The sequence below is a fragment of the Kitasatospora sp. NPDC090091 genome, assembly GCF_044747365.1.
GTDB lineage: Bacteria > Actinomycetota > Actinomycetes > Streptomycetales > Streptomycetaceae > Kitasatospora.
Genome location: NZ_JBIVDY010000039.1, coordinates 1 through 25,580, shown reverse-complemented (window position 1 = coordinate 25,580; position 25,580 = coordinate 1). Strand labels below are relative to the sequence as shown.

Below are 25,580 nucleotides of genomic sequence, written 5' to 3'. Positions count from 1 at the left end.
CTCCCGGCATCGTACGCACACGGCCGGGGGCCACGCGGGGGTTCGACGTCCAGCACCTCCGGAGCCGTGGATCCTGGCGCCGGCCCGACGCGACAGCCGGGCCCTCGCCTACCCACGGGCAGAAGACCCGGCCCGGCCAGGATGAGACGGCCCGCCGACCGAGCTGACGAGCCGTCATGAAGGGCGCCGAGATCGACCAAGGCCGCTTGACCCACAAAGCTCGCCGGCCGGGCGGTGCACGAAAGGGCAGACCTCTCGGCCTTGTCGTATGGATCCCATTAGGAATCCCGAGACGGAGGATTTCCGAGGTCTAGCATCCATCTTCTTCGAGAAGAAAGATGCTTCTGACATGAAATCACTGTCCCGCCTGAAACGTGCCCTGGCCTGCGGGGTGGCCGCAGTCGCCGTGATCTCCGGCCTGACCGTGCAGGCCCAGGCCGCGCCGGCGGCCCCCGTGGACAAGACCTGCGGAACCCCTGCCGTGCCGGGCGGCGGCAACTGCATGACCTCATTGATCAGCTCTGCCTTCGACATGATCAAGCTCATGCACAACGCCGCGAACCTCAACAAGCTGGACAATGCGGAGTTCACCCAGAACACCGCGACGAAGTTGAGCCAGGAATTTCCGGGGTTCAACGTCATGGTGTTCAAAACCGTGGGCACCGACCTGTATGACACCGAGTGGTTCACCAACGAGCACAAGGCCGACATGAAGGGGGTACTACTCGACACCACCTACAAGCTCAACCATTTCATGGACAAGGAGAAGAAGGAGCCGTCCGGCTACGACAAGTTCCGGATCTGGGTCTTCCAGGGGGACTCGACCTTCCGCAACCGGGGCGACGGCGGCTACATGAACTGGGCGTTCGTCGGTAACGACGGCGACACCGTCAAGAAGGAGTCGTGGACCTGCCGGTCGGGCACCGCGCGGCCCTACAAGTGCGATGGCGACGTGCGCACCATCCACTTCCCCGCGCGATCCGGCTACGCCACCAGGACCGGCAGCCTGACCCCCGACTCCAGCAGCCCCGGCTACCACGCCTGCCTGGACGTCAGGGGCAACGGCACCGCGAACGGCACCCCCGTGCAGATGTGGGAGTGCAACGGCGGCGACGCCCAGAAGTGGACCTACAACGGTTACAAGCTCCGGGCGGCCAACGGCAAGTGCCTCGACCTGGCGGACAACAACGCAGCGAACGGGGCCAAGCTCCAGGTCTGGGACTGCCTGGAGATCCCCGGTCAGCGCTGGCACATGTCGGCCAGCGGCGGTTTTCGGCACATGACGGATCAGGACGACCGGTCCAAGGACGTCTGCATCGACGACTTCAACGGCCAGACCGCCAACGGCAGTACGGTGACCGCCTGGGCCTGCGGCTCCGAGGACAGGCGGGACGCGCCCGACCAGAACTGGGCCTGGGGCGGCACCCCGCCGACCACCAACCCGACCACGCCCGGCAACAACGGCGCAGAGGTGTACCTGAAGCTCGACAACGGACTGGGCGCCGTCCCGCTCAGCGGTTCCGCCGGCGCCTCGGTCGTCCCCGGGATCCGGGGTGGCAACGAATCCAAGTGGAAGATCACCTCGGTGGGCGGCGGTCGCTACCGCATCACCAGCTCCTACGGGCTGGACCTCACCGAGAACAGCAACTACATGGCCGAACTCCAGCCGTGGAGCAACTCCTCCCAGCAGAAGTGGGAACTCTTCGGAGTCGGCAACGGCCGGTACCAGATCCGGATCTCCGACGACGACTGTCTCGCCCACGACGCCGACTTCAAGCAACTCGGTGTGTGGACGTGCAAGCGGGGCTGGCAGCAGGAGTGGGTCCTGGAGTCCAAGTCCGGCGGCGTGATCACGCCTGCCGAACCGGGCACTCCGACCAACCCGAAGCCCCCGACGACCGGTGGCGGTTCCGGCATCCCGACCGAGCGACCGCTGTTCCTGAAACTCTCCAACGGGCTGGGCGCGAGCGCACCCACCGAGACCGCGAGCTGGGGCTCGCCGATCGTGGGCGGGATCCTGGGATACAAGGGGTCGCGATGGACGATCAAGCCGCTGGGCGGCGACCGCTACCGGATCGTCAACGACCTCGGCTACAACCTCACCGAGAACCCGGAGACCTACCTCGCCGAGCAGCAAGCGTGGGGCAACACCTCCAACCAGAAGTGGCAGTTCGTCAGCCTCGGCAACGGCAAGTACCGAATCCAGATCTCCGACGACGACTGCCTCACCCACGACGCCGACTTCAAGCAGCTCGGGGTGTGGAGCTGCGAGGGCGGCTGGAAGCAGGAGTGGTCCTTCCAGCTCCTCTGATCGGCCGCCCTGACGATATCGGCTCTTCGACCGGGGCTGCTGATGCTGCACCGCGTCGAGAGGTTCCCGAAGTGATCGATTCCATAGGGCCGGTTCCGGCCGCCCCGGTGGTCGAGGAGCACGGGTCTGCGGGAGGTCGTTGCGGCACCGGCGCAGTCTGCTTCGGTGGAGGCCCCGGAGTGTCTGCGGGAGCTGTACGGCGAGCTGGAGGTTGTCGTGCTCAAGCACTACTAGGGCTTGGTCAGGTCAACAGAATGGTGGCGTGTCCCGAGCCGTCTCGATCACGCCACATGATGACCAGGGCTTTGACCGAGCGGGCCGGGTCGGGGTACTTGGCCGCCGGCGGCCGCCCGGTGCCGCTGTAGGGCGGCGTGACCGGGCGGGCGCCGGCGGGATGGGCGGTCGGCGTGCTGGAGACCCCGACCACGTACTGCAGGCCCCGCTGCTTCAGCCCGAGCCGGAACGCGGCGCTGTCGCCGTAACCGGCGTCGGCCAGGACAAGGGGGACGTCCACTCCCCAGGATCTCGTCTCGTCGATCATGTCGAGGGCGAGCTGCCACTTCTCGACGTGGCCCATGTCGGCGGGGATGCCGCAGCGTTCCCGTCGGGCAACCTTGAGCGGGTCCGCCAGATCCGAGCCCGAGTCCCAGGATTTGGGCAGGAACAGGCGCCAGTTGACCGGCGCGAAGGCGTGGTCGCGGGCCAGGTGCACCGACACTCCCACCTGGCAGTTGGTGACCTTGCCCGCGGTGCCGGTGTACTGCCGCGATACGCACGCTGAGGCGTCACCGTCCTTGAGGAACCCGGTGTCATCCACGACCAGCACGGTCGGATCGATCTCCTCCTGCATTCGCCACGCGAGCCGCGCCCGCACATGGGCCCAGTCCCACGGGCTGGAGGTCACGAAGTGGGCCAGAGCCTGCCGGTTGCCGTCCTCGCCCAGCCGGGCCGCCATTGGCTCCACCGACTTGCGCCGCCCGTCCAGCAGCAGCCCGCGCACGTATGCCTGCCCCCAGCGGTGCTGATCGGTGCGCGTGAACGCCTCGAGCATCTCCGCCGTGAACGCCACCAGATCCTCCCGGACCTGATCCAACTCCCCAGGTGTCACACACGATCAACGCGCAGAGCTCAAGCAGGACACGCCTCCCGCGCGGATACCTGACCAAGTCCTGCTAGTGGCTTGTCACGCAGCCTTGGCCGGATATTCGGTCCACTGCCGGGTGGGGACTCGAGTGCGAAGCGGGTCGTCGGCGCGGCGCGGGCGTTGTGCCAGCGGACAGGGGAGGCGTTTGACGTGCCAGTTACTTGATCGGGGCTGCCCTTGGAGGGCCGCCCTTCTAATCCGAGTTCAAAGACGTGTTGCAACGCGGATCAGGTCAGCAACCGTACGAAGGCGGCTGTGCGGCGGCCAGGCGATCGCAGTTGTCACGGGCGGAGCGTCCAGGACCGGCACGGCGGCGAGGTCCCGGCGCAGGTCGGCGCTGGCCGACTCGGGAATGACCACGGTGGTACGGCCGAGCGCGACCAGCTGGAAGAGCTGTGTCAGGTTCCGTACCTCTGCGCCCGGTCCCTCCGGGTAGCTGCCGCTGGGACCGGGCCAGCGCGCCATCGGAAGCTCTGGCAGCGTGGTGACGTCGGCCATCCGGATCTGAGAGCGGCTGGCGAGCGGGTGTGAGGCCGGCAGGATCGCGACCTGTCCCTCGGTGTACAGGGTTTCGGTGTCCAGCCCGGCTGCTGAGTCGAAGGGCAGGTGCAGCAGAGCTACGTCGGCTTGCCCGTCCTGCAGCAGCAGCTGGTGCTGGTGTGCCTCGCAGAGCAGTAGCTCGACGGTGGCTGCGCCGGGTTCCGCGGCGTAGGCGTCGAGCAGTTTCGTCAGCAGTTCGCCAGCGGTGCCGGACTTCACGGCGAGGACAAGGCTGGGGTGCGCTGTCGCGGCCCGACGGGTTCGCCGCTCAGCTGCGGTCACTGCGCTGAGGATCGCGCGTCCTTCGGCCAGCAGCACGCCTCCGGCCGCGGTGAGCGTGACCTTGCGGCTGGTGCGTTCCAGCAGTGCGGTTCCGAGCCGCCGTTCGAGCTGGGTGATCGCACGGGACAGGGGCGGCTGGGCCATCCCGAGACGCTGGGCAGCCTTGCCGAAGTGCAGCTCCTCGGCGACGGCGACGAAGTACCGCAGCTCGCGTAGTTCCATGAGTCCATGCTAATGACGGCAGACGGCAGATCGATACCGGCCGGGTATCGCTGCACTACCCAGATGGTGTTGGTGCCGGGCCGCAGCACGAGCATGCTTGCTGTCATGAGCGAGAAGACGATCGCGCTGGTCACCGGCGCGAACAAGGGGATCGGGTACGAGATCGCGGCCGGGTTGGGTGCGCGGGGCTGGAGTGTCGGTGTCGGCGCCCGGGACGCGCAACGCCGGGAGGACGCCGTGGCGAAGTTGCGCGCGGCCGGCGCCGACGCGTTCGGCGTACCCCTGGACGTGACCGATGGCGAGAGTGTGACCGCCGCGGTCCAACTGATCGAGGAGCGGGCAGGAAGGCTCGACGTACTGGTCAACAATGCCGGTGTTGCCGGCGGCTGGCCGGAGGAACCCACGACCATCGACCTCGAGACCGTGCGGCTGCTGCTGGAGACCAACGTCATCGGCGTCATCAGGGTCACCAACGCGATGCTGCCGCTGCTTCGCCGCTCGGAGCACCCGCGGATCGTCAACCAGTCCAGCCACGTCGGCTCCCTGGCACTGCAGACCACGCCCGGCGTCGACCTCGGGGGGATCAGCGGGGGCTACGCGCCGACGAAGAGCTACCTCAACGCCGTCACCATCCAGTACGCCAAGGAGCTGAGCGGCACCAACATCCTGATCAACAACGCCTGCCCCGGTTACGTGGCCACCGACCTCAACGGATTCAGCGGGACCCAGACCCCCGCGCAGGGCGCGGCGATCGCCGTCAGGCTGGCGGCCCTGCCGGACGACGGCCCTACCGGCCAACTGTTCGACGACAACGGGGTCGTGCCCTGGTGACCTGACCCTCGGATACGTCCTCGTCGATCAGGCCGCCGCCGGTCGGACCCACGTGCACCCTGCGAAGATCGCTGTCGCTGGTGACCAAGGAGAAAGGCCTTAGGCGGCGAGGCCGAGGTCAAGGACCTGGGCGGCGCGGCCGATGGAGCCGGGCATCAGGTGGCGGTAGATCTTGAAGGTGACGTCGATGCTCTTGTGGCCCATCCACTCGGCGACATCGGTGATCGGGATGTTGTGGGTGAGGCAGTTCGAGGCGAAGAAGTGGCGGTTCCCGTACAACGTCACGCCTTCGGGGATGTTCGCCAGCCCGGCCCGCTTGATCCGCTGCCACTGGTTCTGGACGTAGTGGTGCGGGAATGGCTTGCGCAGGTCCTGCGGGTGACGCAGGAGGTAGCCGTCGATGGTGCCGTACTTGCCGGCGTACCACTCGATCGTCTGCTTCACCCGAGCGGTCAGCGGGACGTCGCGGTACTCCCCCGCCTTGCGGTGCTTGAGGGGTGAGTAGTTCCTGGTGGTCTGGTTGACCTGTTCGGTGACGCGGTAGACGTCGTCCGCGACGACGTTCGCGAGGTTCACTGCGAAGGCCTCGCCGTTGCGTAGGCCGCACCCGCTCATCAGGTCGACCACCAGGAGGAAGGTGTCGTCGCCAGCGGTGCGTATCGCTTGGAGCTCGGCCGGGGAAGGTATGACGGCGCGCTTCGGGTCGTACTGGGGTGGCTTGACGCCGTCGAACGGGTTCTCGTCGTACAGGCCGAGACGGTGCGCGTCGAGCAGGATCGCCTTCAGCTTGTCGAAGGCGTTGGACTGGGTGGCGAGGCCGACACCGTTGCGCTCCATGGTCTGGATGAAGGCCTCGACGACTTTGTGGTCGAAGGTGCCCATCCGCCGGCTGCGGAAGGCCGGGTAGAGGTGGTGCTCCAGCAACGAGTCGAGATGCCGGAGGGAAGCCGCGCCGAGGTGACGCTGGCCGGCCTTCCAGTCCTCGACATAGGGCTCGAACTGCATCGGCCCGTACTTCTGGATCCGCTCAGCCTTGCGCTGGCTCTGCGGAGCGTTCTTCCGGGCCTGGTACACCTCGGCGAGCCGGGCCTTCGCCTTGTCCTGGGTGGCGAAGCCGGACTCTTCGGTCTGCTTCCCGGCCGCGTTGCGGTACCGGATCTTGCACTCGTGCGGGCACCCGCTCCACCGCGCCTCCGGGTGCTCGCACTCCTTGAAGACAGTGCCCATGCCGCGGATGAGGTTCGTGGTCGCCATCGTCGATCGCCTCCGGGTGTCTTGCTGACCCTTTGCTGACCCCGGATGGTCGATCAAGCCCCTGACTTGGGAAGAACCGCCAGATGCGTGGTATGTGGTGGAACTTCATCGGGCGGTCTCACGAAGACATTACCCGAGCCCGCGAGGAATGGATGGCCTCCGCGAACCCCGACCGCTTCGGCGAGGTCCAGGACTACCCGGGCGACCGCCTCCCCGCCCCCGAGCTCCCGGGAATCCCCTTGAAGCCCCGCGGAAACGCGCGCTGACCTGCGCTTTACGCGTTCGGGGGTGCGGCGTCCGGGTCCGCCCCGCCCCCGAGCCGACGCCCCCCCGGCACCAGGCCCTTCACCGACCCGCGTGTCCCGCCGTCCTGAGCAGTCAGCGCGTGCCGCTCAGCTGACCGGATCGCAGCCGCCCGCCAGGTCTTGTCACCCGGCGCCGCGCTCGCCTGACGCTCCCTGGCCCAGGCGTGGCGCAGTCGTCCACGTGTATTCCATCTGATGGGCGGTGCGATGGGCGAGTTGTTCGCCGAAGAGCCGGCTCACGATGTGCAGGCTGGCGTCGATGCCGGCGCTGATTCCGGCGGAGGTGACGATGTCACCGTCGTCGACCCACCGGAGGTCGGTGCACACCCGGATGGCCGGCCAGCGCCGGGCCAGTTCGTCCTGGTCCTCCCAGTGGGTCGTGGCCGGACGGCCGTCCAGTGCGCCGGTGGCGGCCAGCAGGAAGGCTCCGGTGCAGATGCTGAGCGTCAGTACGGCGGTCTTGCGGCGCCGGGCCAGCCAGTCGATGACGTCCGTGTCCGTCTCGACCGCCGTGGTGACGCCGCCGGGGATCACCAGCACGTCGAACGCGGGATCCTCGTCGAGAGTGTGATCGGCCACGACCTTCAGTCCGCCGCGGGCGCGGACCGGCCGGTCGGTGGCCGCGATCGTCAGGACGCGCAGCAGGGGCTCGTCGGCGGCGGTGCGGGCCAGGCGGCCGGCGGCGCTGAAGACCTCGAAGGGGCCTCCCATGTCGAGGACTTCGACCTCGTCGAAGACGAGCATTCCGAACGTCAGCGGAGTAGTGGTGTCAGGTGTCATGCCCACAAGGTTCGGGCCTCGCGGACACCATGCGACAGTGCCGGAAACGGCGCTCACCGCTAGGATTCCGTCATGAACCATCACCGGATCGCCTGCCTCACCTTCGATGGGATGGCCCCGTTCGAGCTCGCCACGGTCGCCGAGGTGTTCGCGGTCTCCCGTCCGGAGCTGGACGTGAGGTGGTGGTACCGGTTCGAGCTGTGCGCCGAGGCGCCTGGGCCGCACCGGGTCGTGGGCGGCTTCGACATCGTGGTGCACCACGGACTGGACCGGCTCCGCCACGCCGACACCGTCATCGTCCCGGGGGTTCCGGACGTGCGCCGCGACGTCTCCCCGCCCGTCCTGGGCGCGCTACGGAACGCGTATGCGCGAGGTGCGCGCGTGGTGTCCATCTGCAGCGGCGCGTTCGCCCTGGCCGCCGCGGGCCTGCTGGACGGCAAGGAGGCGACCACGCACTGGCGGCACGCCCCGCTGCTCCAGGAACGCCATCCGGAGGTGAAGGTCAACGCGTCGGTGCTCTACGTCGACAACGGATCCATCATCACCGCCGCAGGCACCGCCGCCGGAATCGACGCCTGCCTGCACCTCGTCCGCAAGGACCATGGCGCCGACATCGCCGCCCGGGTGGCGCGCCGGATGGTCGTGGCCGCGCACCGCGAGGGAGGCCAGGCCCAGTTCGCGGAGCATCCGGTGGGCAGAGCGCCGTCCGACGACCCGATCGGCAGGTCCATACGGTACGCGCTGGACAACCTGCACCGGCGGCTCACCGTCGACGAACTCGCCGGAGTCGCGCACCTGTCGGTGCGGCAGTTCGAACGGCGCTTCGTCGAGGCGGCAGGTCTGCCGCCGGGACGCTGGATCACCGACCAGCGGATCCGGGCCGGCGCCGTCCTGCTGGAAGCCACAGACCAGCCGATCGACACGGTGGCCGGCCGTGTGGGACTGACCGTCGCCGGCTTCCGCCACCACTTCCGGGAGACGATGGGCATCAGCCCCTCGACCTACCGCCGCCAGTTCCAGCACTGACGGCCCTGTATCGGGACGCCCTCAAGGCCCGGCACGGGGAGACTGCCCGGCCACATCGTTGCCCCTCCCCCGACGCAGAAGGTGGGCGCCGGCCCCCACGGGGACCGGCGCCCGCGCAGCCCGGGTGGTCAGAGGGTGCAGCCGATTGTGGTGTTGCCGGTGGGCATGGGCACGGTGTGGCTGGGCGGTGGGGTGGCACCGTGCGTGGTCCACGCCACCAGGTCGTCGAAGGCCGCGTTGAAGCAGGGCTGCATCGGTCGCACTATCTTCGGCGCGATGTCGTAGAAGCCGTCGGTGTGGGTGCCGTTATCGATCCGGTAGTACCGGTGCTGGTCGCCGCGGCCGGCGTCGTTCACCATCCGGTCGTAGACGTCGCCGGTGCGGGTGATGGGGAGCAGGACGTCGTAGGTGCCCTGGATGGTGATCAGTGGCCGGGTGATGCGGCCGGTCAGTGAGACCCGTTCGACCGCGTCGTGGACGCTGTCGGGCCGGGAGGCGTAGTCGTAGTCGGTGTCGCAGCCGGCGCCCGTCCCTTCGTGGCAGAGCGGGGTGCCGCCCTGGGCGGCGCCGTCGTAGTCGGGGTCGAGCTCCTCGCGGATGGTGCGCTGCAGGGAGTCCCACAGGGTGTAGTAGTGGGCCTGCCACAGGTCCTCGGAGCCCTTGGGGTAGCCCTCGGCGTACATGGCTTCCGCTGCACCTGGCTCACCCTTCGCGAAGCGGGGGTAGGCGCGCAGGGCGGGGGGCAGGTTGGTCAGCAGGTTGGGCTCGTCCCGGGTGAGCAGCAGGCCGTTCCAGTCGATGCCGCCCGTGTACAGCTGGGGGAAGTGCTCGAGCTGCCAGCGCACCAGGTAGCCGGCGGCGGAGAGGCCGGCGGCGTACGTCCGGGTGGGTGCCTTGCCGTAGTGTTTGGCGGCGACCTGCTTCGCGGCGACGGTCAGCTGGGCGACGCGCAGGTGCCATTCCATGATCGCGTCGCCCGGCTTGTCGCCGTCCTTGTACAGCTCGGGGCCGGTGTTGCCCTTGTCGGTGGCGGCGTACGCGAAGCCCTTCGCCAGGACCTGGTCGCTGATGATCTGGTCGTTGGCGTACTGCCGCCGGGTGCCGGGCGGGCCGGCGACGACCAGGCCGCCGTTCCAGTGCTCGGGCAGCCGAATCACGAACTGGCTGTCGTGGTTCCAGCCGTTGTTGGTGTTGGTGGTGGAGGTGTCGGGGAAGTAGCCGTCGAGCTGGATGCCGGGCACGTGCGAGGGGTTGACGGTGTTCAGTGCCTGGAGCTTGTCGAAGTCCTCGCGCTTGGTGAGGCCGAGCGGTTCGGTGCCGGTCGTGGTCAGGTCGTCCAGGCAGTGGCTGACCAGGCGCTCCGCGCCGGGGACGCGCAGCCGCTGCCCTTCGCAGGCCGGGCGGGCGGCGCCCGCCCCGGCTGCGGGGAGCAGGCCGACCGCCAGCAGGGCGGGTACGAGGGCGACAAGCGGGCGCCAACGACGGGAATTGGGGCGGGAATTGGGGCGGGAATTCGGGACGGACACGGGTCCGGCACTCCTCGGGTGGGTGATGCGGTTGATCGGGACAGTCAGACCGTAGGCCGCGCGGCCGGATGCCGAGGAGTGCCGGACGGCCACTCCTCCGCGTCGTTCGGCACCCCGCCGCTGGCCACCCCCTGCCGATCGGCACATGACCTGTGGCCACATCTCCGGCCAGGCCTGCAGCCGCCGGCTACGGTCCCGTATCGTCCCTGGTGAACCGCTACTTGGAAGGGGGAACCGATGGCCTCGCAGCCGTCCGCCGTGCCGTGGATTCCACCCGTGCTGTACACGGCGGTCCTGGCCGGCGGGATCTACCACGCCGCCGTTTCGGACGGCCCCGTGCACGCCAGTCGCATCGCGGGCTTCGCGGCGGGGCTGGTCCTGCTGCTCGCCCTCGAACTCCTCAAACGGCGCCGCTGGTCGCCGAGCACGCCCGCCCGTGTGGCGGCTGGCCTGCTGGCCGTCCGCCTCGTGCTGTTCTCGGCCGTCGCCGTGCTGGACGGCTCGGGCATCTCGCGGGCCCTGTTCGTCCTGGTGCCGTTCACCGCCTACCTCGCCTTCGGCCGAAGGGCCGGGCTGGTCTGCGGCGTGGGCTGCGTCGCTCTACTGGTCACCGGCTACACGTTGTGGGTGCCCCGGTGGTGGGTGCGGGCGGAGTACGTCTCCGACCTGCTGATGTTCGGCCTGGGGCTGGCACTGGCCGGATCGATGGCAGCCGTCGCCGTGCGGGAGCAGCAGGCGCGGGCGCGGCTGGAGGGCGTCCTGGCCGAGCTGGAGGACTCCCACGCGCGGCTGTCCGAGTACGCGCTGCGGGTGGCGGAGCTGTCCACCGCCGACGAGCGCAACCGGGTCGCCCGGGAGATCCACGACAGCCTGGGGCACCATCTCACGGCCGTCGCGATCCAGTTGGAGAAGGCCGAGGCGTTCCGCGAGCTCGACCCGCCAGCCTCGGCCAAGGCGGTGTCGGACGCCCGCTGGTCCGCCGGGCGCGCGCTCACGGAGGTCCGCGAGTCCGTGAGCGCGCTGCGCGACGCCCGGCCCTTCTCCCTCACCCGCGCGCTCGCCGACCTGGTCCGCCACCTCGGCAACGACCGCCTGACCGTGACCCTCCACGTCACCGGGGACGAGGCCGGGTACGACGCCGAATCACTCACCGCCCTGTACCGGGCCGCCCAGGAGGCGCTCACCAACGCCCACCGGCACGGGCGCGCGACCCGCATCGACGTCACCGCCGCCTACGGCGAGTCCACCGCCCGGCTGGTCGTCGCCGACAACGGACAGGGCTTCACCACCGCCCCCACCGCGCGTCCGAGCGGCACCGGCTTCGGGATCCGCGGCATGCGCGAGCGGGTCGAACTCCTCGGCGGGAACGTCGACATCGACGACAGCCCGGCTCCCCGGGCGGCCGGCGGAGCAGTGGTCACCGTCACCGTCCCGCGCAGCCCTCTGCTCTCCGGGAGTATCTGATGAGCGGCCCCGAGGATCCCGGTGCGCCGGTGCGCGTCCTGGTGGTCGACGACCAGGAGTTCGTCCGGGAGGGGATCGCCTCCCTGCTGGGCATCCAGCCGGGCGTCACCGTCGTCGCCACCGCGTCCGACGGCCGGCAGGCCGTCGAGGCCGCCGTCACCCACCGGCCGGACGTCGCTCTGGTCGACATCCGGATGCCCGGCACGGACGGCATCGACACCGCGGCCGCCCTCGCCACCCGGGTGCCCACCTGCCGGGTCGTCATGCTGACAACCTTCGACGACCAGGACTACGTCGCCCGCGCGCTCAAGGCGGGAGCCGTCGGCTACCTGCTCAAGAACCTGCCCTCCGCCGAACTCGCCCGCTCCGTACGCCTCGTCCACGCCGGTGTCGCCCAACTCGACACCGCAGTGATGGCCCGCCTCGCCGCCGCCCTGACGGCCCCCGACACGGCGGTTCCTGCCCCGGAGCCGGCACCCGGCGACCATGGCCCGGGCCCGGCCGAGCCGCTAACCGCACGCGAGGTGGACGTACTGCGCCTGATCGCGGGCGGCGCGACCAACCGGGAGATCGCCTCCCGGCTCTTCATCAGCGAAGGCACCGTCAAGAACCACATATCCCGCATCCTCGGCCGCCTGGGCCTGCGTGACCGCACCCAGGCCGCCCTGTACGCCCGCGACCACGGACTGCTCTGAACGAAGCCGCTCGGAGGAACAGATCAGCATCCATCCGGTCAGACCCTGCAACATGCAGCCGACCCGACCAGTGGCCGAGTAGGTCCAGAACGTCAACGGCCGGCGGCCGCCGGGGATGCCCAGGTTCTCCGGCAGCTCCACCGCGTCCACCCACTCGGGCAGCTCGGGCAGCTTGATGCCCTGCCCCAGCACCACGGCCCGAACGGCGCCGTCACCTTCCTGGGTCTCCACCGAGTCCAGCAGCGCCCGCAGTTCCGCAGGCCGGTTCCCCATGGTCAGCGCCACTACGCCCAGCGTGACGCCCACCGCACCTGATCCCAACTCCAGGAACTTCGTGATCACATCGACACCGCGTCCCGGCAGCAGGCCGTCACTGCGCGAACTCGCCGAGGCCAACCGGCTTCCGGACCACCAGGTGATGGACGCGGCCACCCTGTCCTGGATCACCCGCAGCCGCCCGGCGGGACCGGGTGTCCGGGCCACCATGCCACACCGCCCGCTCCTGCTGGCACCCGATGAGTCCTGGTTCGCCCGCACGGAGACGGCCGGATCAAATCACGGCGTCCGGCACGGCGCCCGCGTTGCCGTCCTGGTCCAGCTCCTGGCCCACACCCGCGGTATCGACCCCGCCCGGACGCGCGCCCTTGCCGTCGCGGCGGCCTGCCACGACTGCCGGCGCCACACCGACCGGGACGACCCCGGCCACGGCCGGCGCGCGGCCGACTGGCTGGCCGGCAACACCGAGACGGTGGCCGCCGTCCTCGGCGCCGAGCCGACGGCCGAGGCGAATCACCCCCGTCGCCCTGCACGACACCGCCCACGAGGCGTTCACCGGCGACCAAGCCGACGCCTACCGCCGGCACCGGGAAGCGGTGGACCTGCTGAAGGCCGCCGCCGACCAGCTCGTCCAGGAAGGCGAACGCCTCGCAGTTCTGGATGGGGGTCCAGGTGTTACCGACCAGGCCGCCGAGCCAGTCGCCCGTGTCGTCACGAAAGGTGCCGAAGCGGTTGGGGATCTTCTTGCCGAGCTTGCCCTTGTGCATCGAGAGCAGCGGGCGCTTCTCGACCTGCCGGTCCAGCTTGGCGAGGTGCGGGACGTCCTCGCTGGTCTCGGCCTCCGCGGTGATGGTGCCGCCGGGATGCTCGCCGGCGCCGCTCGCTTCCGGATGGTCGTCACCACCGGCTGACGGCGCGCCCGTGTGCCGCGGCCCCGCCGGGTTCGCCGGTGGGGCCGCGGCGCACGTCAGCCGGTCCGGCCGGTCAGCGCTCTTCCTCCGGGCGGTCCGCCTCCTCCCAGCGGGTGTGGAAGGCCCCCTCGCGGTCGACCCGTCGGTAGGTGTGCGCGCCGAAGAAGTCCCGCTGCCCCTGGATCAGGGCGGCTGGCAGCCGCTCCGCCCGCAGGCTGTCGTAGTACGCGAGCGCGGTTGCGAAGCCCGGTGCCGGCACGCCCAGCTGCGCCGCCGTCGAGACCACCCGCCGCCAGGCCGCCTGCGCGGACTCGAGCGCCTCCCTGAAATGCGCGTCGGTCAGCAGGGTGGGCAGCGCGCGGTCCTCGTCGTACGCGGCCTTGATCCGATTGAGGAACCGGGCCCTGATGATGCACCCGCCGCGCCAGATGGCGGCCATCGCGCCGGGGTCGATCTGCCAGGAGTACTCGGCGCTGCCCGCCTGGATCTGATTGAAGCCCTGGGCGTACGCGACCATCTTGGAGGCGTACAGGGCCTGCTCGACGTCCTCGGCGAAGCGGTCGGAGGCCGCGCTGTCGAGCCAGGTCTCGGTCGGTCCCGGCAGGCCGCGGCCCGCCTCGCGCAGCGGCACGCTGCCGGACAGCGAGCGGGCGAAGACCGCCTCCGCGATGCCGCCGACGGGGACACCGAGCTCCAGCGCGGTCTGGACCGTCCAGCGTCCGGTGCCCTTCTGCTCGGCCCGGTCCAGCACGACGTCGACGAAGGGCCGCCGTCCGGTCTCCGGGTCGGTGTGGGCGAGGATGTCCGCGGTGATCTCGATCAGGTAGGACTCCAGCCGCCCCCCGTTCCAGGTGCGGAACACCTCGGCGATCTGGGCCGGCTGCATGCCCGCGGCGTGGCGCAGCAGGTCGTACGCCTCAGCGATCAGCTGCATGTCCGCGTACTCGATGCCGTTGTGGACCATCTTGACGAAGTGGCCGGCACCGTCCGGTCCGACGTGCGTGCAGCAGGGCCTGCCGTCGACCTGGGCGGCGATGTCCTCCAGCAGCGGCCCCAGCAACCGGTACGCCTCCGCCGTGCCGCCCGGCATGATGCTGGGCCCCTCCAGCGCGCCCTGCTCACCGCCGGAAATGCCGCTGCCGACGAAGTGCAGCCCGCGCTCGCGCAGGGCGGACTCCCGCCGTCGGGTGTCGAGGAAGTGGGCGTTCCCGCCGTCCACCAGCACGTCGCCCTCGTCGAGCAGCGGGACGAGCTCGTCGATGACCGTGTCGGTCGGATCACCCGCCTTGACCATGATGACGATCATGCGTGGGCGTTCGATCGCCGCGACGAAAGCCTCCGGCGACTCGGCCGGGACGAACTCGCCTTCGTGACCGAACTCGTCCAGCAGGGCGTTGGTCCTGGCCTGCGTACGGTTGTGCACGGCGACGCGGTAGCCGTGCCGGGCGAAGTTCCTGGCCAGGTTGCGGCCCATCACGGCCAGTCCGGTGACGCCGATCCGGGCCTGCGGCTGCTCGGTCATGAGGCTCTCCTACTCGGCGGACAGCGCGAGGACCTCGTCCTCGGGGACCTCCAGGTACGTCTCCCCCTCGACCTCGATCGCAGAGCCGGAGAACGCGGCGAAGACGATCCGGTCGCCGACCTTGACGTCCACCGGGTGCGGCTTGCCGCTCTCCAGGGGCCGGCCGGGTCCCACCGCCACCACCTCGCCCATACGGGTGTCGGCGTCCGCGGCGGGTTCCCCGATCGGCCTGACGACCAGGCGATCGTGCTCCGGGTAGAAGTCGGGCATGGGGTGCTCCTCTGAACTGGGCGGTACGGGTGCAAGCAGGGGGACCGGCGGAACCGGGCGACGGAGGCGCGGACGAAGCGGTCCACATTCGATTCTGCCGGGGTTCCCGAATCCTGCACGGTATGACCACAGGCCTTCGGCCTCATGGAGTCGGGCTGCCCGACGCCTCGCCCGCCGAAGTGCGGCTCCGCAGGATCGCGCGGTGGCGCGCCCGGCCCGCCGACGCCCCGTCGAGCAGATGCTCGTCCGGTGGGCCGCCCGGGCACAGTCGAGCCGAGCACCCGCCCGGCTCCGTCGCGGATCCTGGTCGCGGTGCAGCCACCGCGGCGCTCACCGAGGGTGCCCTTGACGCCCCAGGTGATGAACTCCGCGCTCTGTTTGAAGCCGCCCTCGCGGGGCCGGCTTGCGGGCTTGATCCACGGGATGGTGCCCTGCCAGGTCCAGCCGGCCATCTGCAGGGCGTCGCTCGTGGTGGGCTCCTGGCGCCAGTCGGTGAGGACCATCGCGACGGCGTGTTCGGTGGAGGCGCGGTATGCCTCGGTCAGCAGCTCGGTCAGCCAGGAGCGGTAGGAGCGCTGGTCGCGGTTCTCGCCTGGAATTGTCTTGAGGTCGTGGGCAGAGCCGCTGGTGACGTACTTGGCGCGGGCGTCGCGGCTGATGCGCTCGGCCCTTGTCCGGCCACCGCTGTTGTACGGCGGGCGCCGGCCTGGCTGTGCGGCCACCACGACGACAGGCCCTGACCTCGCCCCGGCCCGATCGGCGTACGGTGGAGAGGGCGGGCGGCATTGCTGCCGTCGGAGCCATCCATCCCCTGCCCGCATCCCTCTCCCCTCGAGATGCGGGCAGTCGCAGGCGCGGCGCGGGCTGTCGCCGGCCCACCGAGCATCAGGAAAACGCCTTGATGGTAGGGGAGTTCCGCAATCCCCCTCGCCATGGTCGTGCAGCGGCTCGTGGAGACCTGAAGAGGACCGCTTCCAGCACGACGGGGCCAGGCCTGGCTGCGGGCTGGGCGGACGCGACGTGCGACGCATGATGGAAGCGAACGGCTCCCCCCGGCGGGTAGGAGGCCCGCTCGTGTCCACCCGGCGCCAGGGATCTTCGGCGGACCCCGACGGCGACAAGGTCACCCTCCGGATCACCACCACGACGGTCGCGTCGCCCTTCAACTCCTCCACGAGCTCCTGCGTCCCGGAAGTGAAACCGCTGACCCATGACAGGGGGCACCGTGGTGGTGCCCTCCCGTCCGCGCGGGGCGGTTGGGCTTCCGAAGCTCGCTTGCCCACGGAGTCCAGGAGGATGTCGAGGTCCGGGCGGGCGTCGCCGGGCGGGTCGACGGCCTTCTCCGAGAGGTGGACGGTCCGGTCGGCGTTGGTGAACGTGCCGGTCTTCTCGCCCCAGGTCGCGGCCGGCAGGACGACGTCGGCGAGTTGCGCGGTCTCGGTCGGGAAGAGGTCCTGCACGACGGTGAACAGGCTCTTCTGTCCGAGGATGCGGCGGATCCGGGGCAGTTCGGGGAGCGACACGGCCGGGTTGGTGCCGGAGATCCACAGCATCCGGATCGTGCCCTCTTCGGCGTGGCGCAGGATCTGCATCGCGTGGGTGGGCGGGCCGTTGTGCGGGATCCGGTGCGGTTCGACGTTCCAGACCTCGGCGAGGTCGGCGACGTGCCGCTCGTTCGCCCAGTTACGGAAGCCCGGCAGGTCGCCGTCGGCGCCGCACTCGCGGGTGTTCTGGGCGGTGGGCTGGCCGTTCATCTGGAGGACGCCGCAGCCGGGGCGGCCGAGCATGCCGCGGATCAGTTGGAGGTTGTTGACCTGGCAGGCGGCGACGGTCGCCTGGTGCGACTGGTAGACGCCCTGGAGGACGGTGGACAGGAGGCGTTCGGCGCCGCCGAGGACCTCCGCCGCCCGCTCGATCTCCGCGGCCGGGACGTCACAGATGCCGGCCGCCCACGCCGGGGTGCACGTCCGGACCTGCGACCGGAGTTCGGCGAAGCCGACCGTGTGGGCGTCGAGGAACTCGCGGTCGATCCGGTCGGTGCGGATGATCTCGTGCAGCAGGGCGTTCAGCAGGGCCACGTTGGTGCCGGCGCGGGGAGCGAGGTGCACCGTGGCGTGCCGTGCCACCACCGTCGGTCGGGGGTCCACGCACACCAGCCGGGGCGGCTCGGGCCCGGCCAGCCGGTCGAGAACGCGCATCCACAGGACGGGCTGCGTCTCCCGCCATGTTGTGCCCGAACAGCGCGAGCGTGTCGCAGTGGTCGACGTCGGTGTAGGAGGCGGGCTGGCCGTCGCAGCCGAAGCTCTCCTTCAGCGCCTCGGCGGCGGTGGCGGTGCACAGGCGGGTGTTGCCGTCCAGGTGGTTGGTGCCGATTCCGGCCCGGGCGATCACCGCGAGGGTGTAGGCCCGTACGGTGTGCGGGCGCCCCAGGGGTCCGCGATCCGGTCCGTTTCGCGCCGCATCGGCCACCTCCGTGCTCGCGTCCGGACCGGACGGGTACCCGACCGACCGTGTTCCACGCACGCTCACCCGGTGGGGACGTCCGTCGAAGTCGGCCGGAGCCGTGCTCCCTCAGCACATCGAGGACGGCCCGCTCCGCCTCCTCGCCGGTCCCGGGCAACCCGGGCCCCCTCGGGACAAGCCGCGAGGTCGGGCAGCGCCTCGGCGATGGTCGGGCCCTGGTCGTAGATCTCCAACAGCCTCGGGTTGCACGTACGAGGCACGAAGGACGGCCGGTGTGTTGCCGACAGTCGAGGTGCTCGGCCGTCTCGACCGGCGGCCACCACCGTCGGGGACCTTCAGCGCCGTCGGCGACGTCCCGTGGAGAGCTCGGCCCGTCGCGGCGACTGCGTTCGGTCGAAGGTCTGCGTTACAGGCGGGGCGTCCCCCCGTCACGGCAAGGGCTCCGTCGCCACGACATGGGTCCGGGCCGGACGGGTGAGCACCCGGTGGCGACCGTCGGCGGTGATCTCGACCTGCAGGTGGCCGTCGCAATCGCTGTACACGACGTGCCCTGCCGGGCCCAGACGGCCAGTGGCGACAACGGACGAGGCGCTGACCGAGCCGGCGGCGTCCCGGAGCCACAACAGGTAGCCGGACCCCAAGGGGCGCAAGGGGACGGGGGCGGCCACGACTCATCTGCCCATGGGTACGAAGCCCAGGACCCAGCCCAGGGCGCGGGCCGCCCCCGCCGCACGGTCCCGTTCGGGTCCACTCCGGCTCCTGTCACGGGAAGCTCGAATGGCGGCCCGCTCCTCCAGAACAAGATCGAGGTCGGCCAGCGGGGTATCAACGGCCCTCCCGGTGACCGGCGCCGAGCCCCGCGGGTTGAGAACCCAGCGGTAGACCGCAAGGGCACCGGCTGCCTCCGCGGCCGGGCCCTGACAACGCCTTGCGAGCTCAGCCGCCTCGGCGGCGATCTGCTCGCGTGAGCGCACCGCGATGAACTTCTCCGTCGACTCGTACAGCACGTATCACCTCGCGAGGGGTAGGTACTCGTCCACCCTGAGACCTTCGTATCGGCATTCGCACCACCGTGCCGGATTCCCTGCAGGTACGCGCGCTCGGCGCGACAATCCCTGCCCTGACCGGATGAACGAAGGACCGCCACGCATCGGCCGGCCGCACAGGCTGCAGTGGGGAATGGTCCGCCGCCGGCCTGGTCACCGTCCGCGGCCTGAACGTGCCCGTCACCACCGTGCCCACCCGTCCGCCGGCCCAGCACCGGCCCCTGACCGGCGCCTGCCTGTGCGGCTCGAACCCTGCGTCCGATCAGGTGAGCCGTACGCGCGCGGCCGGTGACCGCAGGCGCTTCCGGGACCCCTCCGGGCTGGGCGGGACAGGCCCGCCCGAAGGGAACAGGAGGCGAGACGGGGCACGGCGGGAACGTGATCGACGAGCTGATGGCCGACCACCGCGAGGTGGAGGAGATGTTCGCCCGTATCCAAGCCATGACCGGCGGCGACCAACAGCTGCGTGACCTCGTGGACGAGGTCACCATCGAGCTGGTCCGGCACTCGGTCGCCGCGGAGCAGTACCTCTACCCGGCGGTCCGCGAGCACATCGAGGGCGGGGACCGGCTTGCGGACAAGGAACTCGAGGACCACAGGCGCGTGGAGAAGCTCCTCAAGCAACTGGAGAAGACCAGGACCGACGATCCGCAGATGAGTCCGCTGCTGCAGCAGCTCATGGACGAGGTCGCCGCCCACGTCCAGGACGAGGAGTCCAACCTCTTCCCCATGCTCCGCCAGGCCTGTACGCCCGAGATGCTCAACGACCTCGGAGACAAGGTCCGCCGCGCCAAGTCCATGGCTCCCACCCGACCGCATCCAGCCGCGCCGGACACCCCGATGGCCAGCAAGCTGCTGGCACCCGTGCCGGGCTGGTCGACCGGGCCCGCGACTTCGTGACCGGCCGCGGCAAGAACTCCTGACCCACCCCGGGTCCCCCGGGCCCGGCGGCCCCTCCGGCGCCGGGCCCGGGGGCGAACACTGGGCCTGTCACCCGAGCGGGCAGGGGTGACGCGCATCATGCCGCCACACGGCCCACCCTGCCTACACCGGTCCGCCACAAGCGGAGCAGCGAAGCTCCACAAGCGGAGCAGCGGAGCTCCACAACCGCAGCTCGCGGGGCCCTGGTAGTGGTTGCGGCGCCCGTGTCCGCTCCCGGGCCTTCGCGGCGACCCTGACCCCCGGGACGGGCATCCGGACTGGCTGGCCGCCCCGCCCTTACGGGGCTGGTTCGACCAAACCGGCGGGACGGTTCGATCATCCGATCCGTAGCGCCGGTACCCGTGAACGTCGCGGTGCAAATCGCGCGGCCACCGCTTCCAGGAGGCGCCAGGCACCGAGTGGCGCCCTGCCGCTCTCCCTCACCCGTCGGCGAGGCGTTGGATGGCCGCGCTCAGCCAGGCCTGGAGATGCGCGGGGTCGCCGAGTTCGGAACGCAGGACCCGGCGGCGGGTCGAGACGCCGAGCACGAAGGCGTCGATCGCCGCAGCCCGGCTGCGGGCCTCCGTGTCGTCCAGACCGCTCTCGCGCAGGTAACGGTGCAGCGGCTCCAGCGAGTTGGTGTCGAGGAAGGCGGCCAGCGCCTCGGCCGCCTCCGGGCGTTCGCCGGACGCGCGGTGCAGTGCGAGCAGCGGATCCTCCCCCGCTGCACCGAACCAGCGCTGGACGATGTTCGCCGCGAGGCGCGCGCCCAGCTCGGATCTGGCGCCGTCGAAGGAGTCGGAGACCGGGATCTCGACCCGGGTCGCCGCCAGGAAGAGGCCGTCCTTGCCGCCGAAGTAGCGCGTGATGAGGTTGGGCGACACGCCGGCCGCGTCGGCCACGCCCTTGACCGCGACTGCGGCGTACCCATGCCGGGCGAACTGGCGTCGCGCGTGGTCCAGGATCCGCTGCCTGGTGGCGGCCGCATTGCGCAAAGTCATGTGTATCATCATACACATCATGTGTACGCTCATACACATGACTGACGACATCAGGAAGCGGCTCCACCGGACGCGGCGTGTCACGACCCCGTGGAGCAACGACGAGAGGCGCGGCACCACCGGCGCCCGCCTCGACGAACTGCTCGAACGCTGGGAGACCGGATACGACTGGGGCGTGCACGAGCGCCGCATCGGAGAGTTCCCCTGGGCGACGGTGCGGGCGGGCGACCACGATCTGCGGCTGATCCACCAGCGGTCCACGAATCCCGGCGCCCCGGTGGTTGTGCTGCTGCACGGCTGGCCGGACTCGGTGTTGCGGTTCGAGCGCGTCCTGCCGCTGCTCGCCGACGTGCACGTGGTGGTCCCCGCGCTGCCGGGCTTCCCGTTCGCGGCCCCCCTCACCGCGCCCGGCATGTCGGCCAACCGGATCGCCGGGATCCTCGCCGACGGGCTGGACGCGCTCGGCTGCTCGCGGTACACGGTGTCCGGCGGTGACGTAGGGGGCACCATCGCGGAAATCCTCGCGGCCCAGCGCCCGGACCGGGTGGCCGCCCTGCACCTCACGAACATCGCCCCGCAGCGTGCGCTCACGGCGGACCCGGCGAAGCTCGCACCCGACGCAGCGGCCTACCTCGGCCGGGCGGCGCAGTGGTTCCGAACCGAGGGCGGGTACATCGCCGAGCAGTCGACCCGGCCGAACACGCTCGCCGTCGCCCTCGGCGACTCCCCCGCCGGCCTCGCGGCGTGGATGGTCGAGAAGCTGGAGTCCTGGTCCGACGGGCCGGCCTTCACTACGGACGAGCTTCTCACCTGGGTCAGCGCCTACTGGGCCACCGGCACGATCGGCACCTCCTTCACCACCTACGTCGAGCCGGTCGATCTGCCCGACCGGATCGACACGCCGACCGTGCTCTCCGTGTTCCGGCACGACATCAAACCGGAGCCGCGAAGCTACGCCGAGGCGTTCCTGAACATTCGCGACTACGTGGAACACCAGGCCGGCGGCCACTTCGCGGCCTGGGAACAGCCCGAGGCCTACGCCGACGACGTACGCCGCGCAGTCAAGCTGGCCGGCTGAGACGGAGCTTGCGCATGCTCCACCGCCGCCCCGCACTGACGGCCCCGCGCGGGGCGGCCCGAACGGCCGGGAACTTCGGCGGTCGGGCTCGTCGCCGCCCGGGCTCGCCCTCTCAGCTCTGGACGCGTTGGTCGTAGTCCATTTGGTGCGCCCGGATTTCGTCCGCGTTGTCGACCGTCCAGTCGTACAACCTGCCGAACGGCTCCCGCAGGGATTCGCCGAGCGGAGTGAGGGAGTACTCGACCCCGACCGGCGATGTCGGCAGCACGCGCCGCACGACCATCCCGTTGCGTTCCAGGCGGCGCAGGGCCTGCGTCAAGACTCGCTGGGTCACGCCCTCAAGACGACGCTTGATCTCGTTGAACCGACGGGGCTCGTCAAGGACTGCCATCACCATCATCGACCACTTGTCAGCGATCTGGTCGAGGATCGGGCGGCTGGGGCAGTCAGCCCGATAGACGATGTCCACGCCCGCGTCGGCGCCGGTGTCATAAGTGGCCATGTCGGTATCCTTCGCGATCCTTGGGATGCTGAAAGTGCGTCATTGACGCCGGTCGCACGCCATCGCATCGTAAGTATGCATCAGGAACCTAGATGCATAGCGGGTACCGATCGGAGACCTCCATGAACCACGACACTTATGCGGCCCTGCGGGTGAGTCGCGAGGACGGCATCGCCCGCGTCACCCTCGACAACCCACCCGTCAACGTCCTCACCGTCACCCTGATGGCCGAGCTCCGGCACCTGCTGACCGCGCTGAGGGACGACGACTCGGTCCGGGTGATCGTGTTCGACAGCGCCGACCCGGAGTTCTTCATCGCCCACGTCGACATGACGCTCGTCGACACGCCGGACGCCTTCGACGAGCTCGCGACCGACCTTCCGGACGGCGTCAACGTCTTCCAGGCTCTGGGGGAACTGCTCCGGCACCAGCCCCAGGTGACCATAGTCAAGCTTGCCGGGCTCGCACGCGGCGGAGGTGCCGAGTTCGTCACGTCCGCGGACATGGCGTTCGCGGCGATCGGCCGCGCCGGGATCGGTCAGATCGAGGCTCTCATGGGCATCGTCCCCGGTGGAGGGGGCACGCAGTACCTCGCCAGCCGGGTCGGCCGCAGTCGCGCTCTGGAGGCGGTGCTGGGTGCCGACCTGTTCGACGCCGAGACCGCGGAGCGCTACGGCTGGGTGAACCGGGCCGTTCCTGCCGGCGAGCTGGACGACTTCGTCGACCGCCTCGCCCGCAACATCGCCGCCCTGCCCGAGGGCGTCGTCGCGGCGGCCAAGCGCGCCATCGTCCCCCAGGACCTGGCCGAGGGTCTCCTGCGGGAGCACCACGCATGGGCGGGCCAGTTCATTCGTCCCGCGGCCGAACGGTTGATCCGTGGCGGACTCGCCCGCGGCGCCCAGACTCGCGACGGCGAGCGCGATCTGGAAGGCCTGCTCCGGGGACTGCCCGGATAGGACGAACGCGGGCGGGGCTCACGACGACCGGCTCGGCTCCGACCCGCACACCGCATTCGGCACCGCCGCCGAGTTGAACCGCACCGCCTGACGCGGCGCCGACGCCTCCACGGCGGGCCCGGCATCTTCGGCGACACCCGCCGACGCGCTCGCCAGGCACTGGCTGCTGGCACTTCTGGCCCGGCCGGCCGGTGTTCCGTGACACGGCGGGCGGGCTGCTTGTGGAGCTCTCCCCCGACGGTAGCTGCCGCCACCTCGCCCGCTGCGACCTCTACCCGACCGGTGTGCGTACCGATGCGCAGCTGGGTTCGTCAAGGTACCGGGCACGGTGACTGGCCGAGCAACCACCGGGTACACGAACGCCCGTACAGGGCCGCCCCGAGGCAGGGACGGACGAAACGATCCCGAGGGGGGTTGACCCGATGAGGTCTGCTGTCCACCCGGTGCCCGTCACCTTCCCCGACAGCCCGTTACCCGACGTCCCCGTCACCTCCGAGCTGCGCTTCGACGTCAGGACGCCGTACGCCGTATGCCTGTCGTTCCTCCTGACGAAATGCGACTGCACCGCTGGTGATCCCAGCGTGTGCTGGTACTTCAGCCGCGAGCTGCCGTGCGCCCCGAAATCCTGCCCGGTGTCGGCCGGCTCGAAGAGGTTGTCCGGATCACCGGCGCGGCGCCGTTCACCGCTCTGCTGCGAGTCGAAGCCGGTGCGCGCCAGGTAGCGGTCCAGCACGGCGGGTGCGATCGCGTTCGCTTCGCACCGATCACGTACGGAACACCCGGGCCCATCGTCGCCAGCGTCCCGGACAACGAACCACGCATGGTGCCGCGAATCCGCAGGTGTCTGGCGTACCAGTTCGCGGCCGACCCGGAGTCGGCGGCGAGCATGACGGTCTCGGGCAGCAGCGAATCGAGGGTGTGGACGACGTACTCCGGATTGACGGGGTCGGCCGTGACCTCGGCGCGTCGCCGCATGACATCCCACCACCGCGCGGTGTTGTCCTCGATGGTCTTGCGCCAGGCCTGGTCTCCCTTTCGCTCCAGCAGCGGAATCAGACGGCGCAGCGTCTCGGCGGCGTCGCCGACGATGTTCACCTCGAACGGGTACCGCAGTCCGACCATGGACGGGTCGAGGTCGATCTGCACCCCGCGAGCCTGCCCGAACTCGGTCAGGAACTGGGTATAGGGGAAGCTGGAGCCGACCACGAGAAGGGTGTCGCAGTCGCGCATCATCTCGTAGGAGGGCCTGGTGCCGAGGAGGCCGATCGAGCCGGTGACGTACGGGAGCGTGTCGGGGAGGGCGTCCTTGCCGAGCAGTGCCTTCGCAACGCCGGCGCCGAGCCGGTCGGCGATCTGTTCGACCTGGGGGCGGGCGTGGCGGGCGCCCTGGCCGATGAGCACGGCCACCTTCTCGCCCGCGTTGAGGACAGCCGCCGCGCGCGTGAGGTCCTCGTCGGCCGGCACGGGCGCGTAATGGGGCACGCCGAGGCTGGAGGGGACCTGCTTGAAAGCGTGCGCGGGCGCCTCGTAGTCGAGTTCCTGCACGTCGGCGGGGACGATCAGCGCCGTCACGGTCCGGCGGGTCGCGGCGATGCGCATGGCTCGGCCCAGGACGTTCGGGAGCTGTGCGGGGACGGTGACCATCTCGCGGTCCCCGTTCGCGGAAGGGCCGCCGGACGCGGGCATGGAAAGCACACGTGGGGGCACGCGCAAGCCCGAAGGCCGGTCAGTCCGAATCCGGTCCCGAGTGAAAGGGCAGCGCATGAGCGACAACGTCGACATCTGGCAGTTCCGAACCGCCTCCGGTCACACCGCCGGCACCGACCTCATCGGGTTCCACGTCGAGGCTGCCGACGGACCGATCGGCAAGGTCCACAAGCTCTCCGAGGACGTCGGCGCCCAGTACCTGGTCGTCGACACGGGCCCCTGGATCTTCGGCAAGCACGTTCTGCTGCCCGCCGGCACGGTCACCCGCATCGAACTCGGCGAACGCAAGGTCTACCTCGACCGCACGAAGGACGAGATCAAGAACAGCCCCGACTACAACGAGCACACCCACGAACCGGACTCGGACTACCGCGACCGCTACGCGCTCTACTACAACCCCTACTACGGAGGCCGCATCATCTGACGGTCGCCGAGCGGCGGGGGGGGGGCCCCCCCCCCCCCCGGGGGGGGGGCGCCCCCCCCCCCCCCCCCCCCGGCTACCGCCGCCAGTGCGGGCTGAGTGCGATGGCCTTCAACCGGTCCAGGC

21 protein-coding genes and 6 pseudogenes are annotated in these 25,580 nt (G+C 70.3%); 11 read left to right on the top strand and 16 right to left on the bottom strand.

Annotation, left to right across the window (positions count from 1 at the left end; all coding sequences use genetic code 11):
• The first annotated feature begins 349 nt into the window (after positions 1-349).
• On the top strand, positions 350-2,311 hold the full coding sequence (locus ACIPSC_RS38000) for a ricin-type beta-trefoil lectin domain protein (protein WP_400834599.1): 1,962 nt from the start codon (positions 350-352) through the stop codon (positions 2,309-2,311).
• A gap of 241 nt (positions 2,312-2,552) precedes the next feature.
• Here ACIPSC_RS38000 and ACIPSC_RS37995 read toward each other — a convergent pair whose 3' ends face one another.
• Both ACIPSC_RS37995 and ACIPSC_RS37990 read right to left on the bottom strand, forming a co-directional pair.
• Positions 2,553-3,404: an IS701 family transposase gene (locus ACIPSC_RS37995; RefSeq protein WP_400834596.1), complete on the bottom strand. Its 852-nt coding sequence runs from the start codon at positions 3,402-3,404 to the stop codon at positions 2,553-2,555.
• Between the two features lie 255 nt (positions 3,405-3,659).
• The gene (locus ACIPSC_RS37990; protein WP_400834593.1) at positions 3,660-4,499 is read right to left on the bottom strand and encodes a LysR family transcriptional regulator; all 840 of its coding nucleotides are present in this window, start codon (positions 4,497-4,499) and stop codon (positions 3,660-3,662) included.
• A 93-nt stretch (positions 4,500-4,592) separates the two neighbouring features.
• Here ACIPSC_RS37990 and ACIPSC_RS37985 point away from each other — a divergent pair, with 93 nt between their 5' ends.
• Positions 4,593-5,330, top strand: a complete 738-nt coding sequence (locus ACIPSC_RS37985) for an SDR family oxidoreductase (RefSeq protein ID WP_400834647.1) — start codon at positions 4,593-4,595, stop codon at positions 5,328-5,330.
• A gap of 99 nt (positions 5,331-5,429) precedes the next feature.
• Here the strand turns inward: ACIPSC_RS37985 and ACIPSC_RS37980 are convergent, their stop codons facing one another.
• The gene (locus ACIPSC_RS37980) at positions 5,430-6,584 is read right to left on the bottom strand and encodes a tyrosine-type recombinase/integrase (RefSeq protein ID WP_400834590.1); all 1,155 of its coding nucleotides are present in this window, start codon (positions 6,582-6,584) and stop codon (positions 5,430-5,432) included.
• A 92-nt stretch (positions 6,585-6,676) separates the two neighbouring features.
• On the opposite strand from ACIPSC_RS37980, the pseudogene ACIPSC_RS37975 reads away from it, so the two are divergent.
• Positions 6,677-6,850 (top strand): annotated as a pseudogene (locus ACIPSC_RS37975) (pirin family protein); the annotation flags it as partial.
• Between the two features lie 162 nt (positions 6,851-7,012).
• Here ACIPSC_RS37975 and ACIPSC_RS37970 read toward each other — a convergent pair.
• Positions 7,013-7,669, bottom strand: coding sequence for a DJ-1/PfpI family protein (locus ACIPSC_RS37970; protein ID WP_400834587.1), 657 nt, complete (start codon positions 7,667-7,669; stop codon positions 7,013-7,015).
• A 72-nt stretch (positions 7,670-7,741) separates the two neighbouring features.
• Between ACIPSC_RS37970 and ACIPSC_RS37965 the strand changes: the two genes are divergently transcribed.
• Positions 7,742-8,695, top strand: coding sequence for a helix-turn-helix domain-containing protein (locus ACIPSC_RS37965; protein WP_400834584.1), 954 nt, complete (start codon positions 7,742-7,744; stop codon positions 8,693-8,695).
• A 128-nt stretch (positions 8,696-8,823) separates the two neighbouring features.
• On the opposite strand, the gene ACIPSC_RS37960 is transcribed toward ACIPSC_RS37965, so the two are convergent.
• Positions 8,824-10,221, bottom strand: a complete 1,398-nt coding sequence (locus ACIPSC_RS37960; RefSeq protein ID WP_400834581.1) for a tannase/feruloyl esterase family alpha/beta hydrolase — start codon at positions 10,219-10,221, stop codon at positions 8,824-8,826.
• 237 nt (positions 10,222-10,458) lie between these two features.
• Between ACIPSC_RS37960 and ACIPSC_RS37955 the strand changes: the two genes are divergently transcribed.
• Positions 10,459-11,685, top strand: coding sequence for a sensor histidine kinase (locus tag ACIPSC_RS37955; RefSeq protein WP_400834578.1), 1,227 nt, complete (start codon positions 10,459-10,461; stop codon positions 11,683-11,685).
• Complete coding sequence (locus ACIPSC_RS37950; protein ID WP_400834575.1) at positions 11,685-12,380, top strand: response regulator; 696 nt, start codon at positions 11,685-11,687, stop codon at positions 12,378-12,380. The genes ACIPSC_RS37955 and ACIPSC_RS37950 overlap by 1 nt, the downstream gene beginning before the upstream one ends.
• Positions 12,381-12,482: 102 nt before the next feature.
• Here the strand turns inward: ACIPSC_RS37950 and ACIPSC_RS37945 are convergent.
• Together ACIPSC_RS37945 and ACIPSC_RS37940 are read right to left on the bottom strand one after the other, a co-directional pair.
• Positions 12,483-12,653 (bottom strand): annotated as a pseudogene (locus ACIPSC_RS37945) (glycosyltransferase family 2 protein); the annotation flags it as partial.
• 277 nt (positions 12,654-12,930) lie between these two features.
• Complete coding sequence (locus ACIPSC_RS37940; protein ID WP_400834572.1) at positions 12,931-13,173, bottom strand: hypothetical protein; 243 nt, start codon at positions 13,171-13,173, stop codon at positions 12,931-12,933.
• A gap of 79 nt (positions 13,174-13,252) precedes the next feature.
• Here ACIPSC_RS37940 and ACIPSC_RS37935 point away from each other — a divergent pair, with 79 nt between their 5' ends.
• Entirely contained in the window at positions 13,253-13,567 is a 315-nt protein-coding gene (locus ACIPSC_RS37935; protein WP_400834569.1) for a hypothetical protein, read from the top strand.
• A gap of 73 nt (positions 13,568-13,640) precedes the next feature.
• Here the strand turns inward: ACIPSC_RS37935 and gndA are convergent, their stop codons facing one another.
• The 6 genes and pseudogenes from gndA to ACIPSC_RS37905 form a co-directional block, all read right to left on the bottom strand.
• Positions 13,641-15,089, bottom strand: coding sequence for an NADP-dependent phosphogluconate dehydrogenase (gene gndA, locus ACIPSC_RS37930; RefSeq protein WP_400834566.1), 1,449 nt, complete (start codon positions 15,087-15,089; stop codon positions 13,641-13,643).
• Between the two features lie 9 nt (positions 15,090-15,098).
• Positions 15,099-15,281: a hypothetical protein gene (locus tag ACIPSC_RS37925; RefSeq protein WP_400834644.1), complete on the bottom strand. Its 183-nt coding sequence runs from the start codon at positions 15,279-15,281 to the stop codon at positions 15,099-15,101.
• Between the two features lie 401 nt (positions 15,282-15,682).
• A pseudogene (locus ACIPSC_RS37920) lies at positions 15,683-16,057 on the bottom strand (DNA methyltransferase); the annotation flags it as partial.
• Positions 16,058-16,645: 588 nt separating this feature from the next.
• A pseudogene (locus tag ACIPSC_RS37915) lies at positions 16,646-17,762 on the bottom strand (molybdopterin-dependent oxidoreductase); the annotation flags it as partial.
• A gap of 488 nt (positions 17,763-18,250) precedes the next feature.
• The gene (locus ACIPSC_RS37910; protein ID WP_400834563.1) at positions 18,251-18,490 is read right to left on the bottom strand and encodes a DUF6296 family protein; all 240 of its coding nucleotides are present in this window, start codon (positions 18,488-18,490) and stop codon (positions 18,251-18,253) included.
• Between the two features lie 3 nt (positions 18,491-18,493).
• A complete protein-coding gene (locus ACIPSC_RS37905; protein WP_400834560.1) occupies positions 18,494-18,829 on the bottom strand; it encodes a hypothetical protein in 336 nt (111 codons plus the stop codon).
• A gap of 432 nt (positions 18,830-19,261) precedes the next feature.
• Between ACIPSC_RS37905 and ACIPSC_RS37900 the strand changes: the two are divergent.
• Positions 19,262-19,791: pseudogene (locus ACIPSC_RS37900) on the top strand (hemerythrin domain-containing protein).
• A 438-nt stretch (positions 19,792-20,229) separates the two neighbouring features.
• On the opposite strand, the gene ACIPSC_RS37895 reads toward ACIPSC_RS37900, so the two are convergent.
• Positions 20,230-20,790, bottom strand: coding sequence for a TetR/AcrR family transcriptional regulator (locus tag ACIPSC_RS37895; RefSeq protein WP_400834557.1), 561 nt, complete (start codon positions 20,788-20,790; stop codon positions 20,230-20,232).
• 37 nt (positions 20,791-20,827) lie between these two features.
• Here ACIPSC_RS37895 and ACIPSC_RS37890 point away from each other — a divergent pair, with 37 nt between their 5' ends.
• Entirely contained in the window at positions 20,828-21,868 is a 1,041-nt protein-coding gene (locus tag ACIPSC_RS37890) for an epoxide hydrolase family protein (protein WP_400834554.1), read from the top strand.
• Between the two features lie 112 nt (positions 21,869-21,980).
• On the opposite strand, the gene ACIPSC_RS37885 is transcribed toward ACIPSC_RS37890, so the two are convergent.
• Positions 21,981-22,370, bottom strand: a complete 390-nt coding sequence (locus ACIPSC_RS37885; RefSeq protein ID WP_400834551.1) for a winged helix-turn-helix transcriptional regulator — start codon at positions 22,368-22,370, stop codon at positions 21,981-21,983.
• 122 nt (positions 22,371-22,492) lie between these two features.
• Between ACIPSC_RS37885 and ACIPSC_RS37880 the strand changes: the two genes are divergently transcribed.
• A complete protein-coding gene (locus ACIPSC_RS37880) occupies positions 22,493-23,326 on the top strand; it encodes an enoyl-CoA hydratase/isomerase family protein (protein WP_400834548.1) in 834 nt (277 codons plus the stop codon).
• A gap of 753 nt (positions 23,327-24,079) precedes the next feature.
• On the opposite strand, the pseudogene ACIPSC_RS37875 reads toward ACIPSC_RS37880, so the two are convergent.
• A pseudogene (locus ACIPSC_RS37875) lies at positions 24,080-24,973 on the bottom strand (thiamine pyrophosphate-requiring protein); the annotation flags it as partial.
• Between the two features lie 115 nt (positions 24,974-25,088).
• On the opposite strand from ACIPSC_RS37875, the gene ACIPSC_RS37870 reads away from it, so the two are divergent.
• Complete coding sequence (locus ACIPSC_RS37870) at positions 25,089-25,457, top strand: PRC-barrel domain-containing protein (RefSeq protein ID WP_400834545.1); 369 nt, start codon at positions 25,089-25,091, stop codon at positions 25,455-25,457.
• The last annotated feature ends 123 nt before the right edge of the window (positions 25,458-25,580 follow it).

Bases quoted from the DNA above. Each gene is read 5' to 3' on its own strand.
- ACIPSC_RS38000 (WP_400834599.1), top strand. From the start codon at position 350: ATGAAATCACTGTCCCGCCTGAAACGTGCCCTGGCCTGCGGGGTGGCC.
- ACIPSC_RS37990 (WP_400834593.1), bottom strand. From the start codon at position 4,499: ATGGAACTACGCGAGCTGCGGTACTTCGTCGCCGTCGCCGAGGAGCTG.
- ACIPSC_RS37985 (WP_400834647.1), top strand. From the start codon at position 4,593: ATGCTTGCTGTCATGAGCGAGAAGACGATCGCGCTGGTCACCGGCGCG.
- ACIPSC_RS37980 (WP_400834590.1), bottom strand. From the start codon at position 6,584: ATGGCGACCACGAACCTCATCCGCGGCATGGGCACTGTCTTCAAGGAG.
- ACIPSC_RS37970 (WP_400834587.1), bottom strand. From the start codon at position 7,669: ATGACACCTGACACCACTACTCCGCTGACGTTCGGAATGCTCGTCTTC.
- ACIPSC_RS37965 (WP_400834584.1), top strand. From the start codon at position 7,742: ATGAACCATCACCGGATCGCCTGCCTCACCTTCGATGGGATGGCCCCG.
- ACIPSC_RS37955 (WP_400834578.1), top strand. From the start codon at position 10,459: ATGGCCTCGCAGCCGTCCGCCGTGCCGTGGATTCCACCCGTGCTGTAC.
- ACIPSC_RS37950 (WP_400834575.1), top strand. From the start codon at position 11,685: ATGAGCGGCCCCGAGGATCCCGGTGCGCCGGTGCGCGTCCTGGTGGTC.
- gndA (WP_400834566.1), bottom strand. From the start codon at position 15,089: ATGACCGAGCAGCCGCAGGCCCGGATCGGCGTCACCGGACTGGCCGTG.
- ACIPSC_RS37925 (WP_400834644.1), bottom strand. From the start codon at position 15,281: ATGGGCGAGGTGGTGGCGGTGGGACCCGGCCGGCCCCTGGAGAGCGGC.
- ACIPSC_RS37895 (WP_400834557.1), bottom strand. From the start codon at position 20,790: ATGACTTTGCGCAATGCGGCCGCCACCAGGCAGCGGATCCTGGACCAC.
- ACIPSC_RS37890 (WP_400834554.1), top strand. From the start codon at position 20,828: ATGACTGACGACATCAGGAAGCGGCTCCACCGGACGCGGCGTGTCACG.
- ACIPSC_RS37885 (WP_400834551.1), bottom strand. From the start codon at position 22,370: ATGGCCACTTATGACACCGGCGCCGACGCGGGCGTGGACATCGTCTAT.
- ACIPSC_RS37880 (WP_400834548.1), top strand. From the start codon at position 22,493: ATGAACCACGACACTTATGCGGCCCTGCGGGTGAGTCGCGAGGACGGC.
- ACIPSC_RS37870 (WP_400834545.1), top strand. From the start codon at position 25,089: ATGAGCGACAACGTCGACATCTGGCAGTTCCGAACCGCCTCCGGTCAC.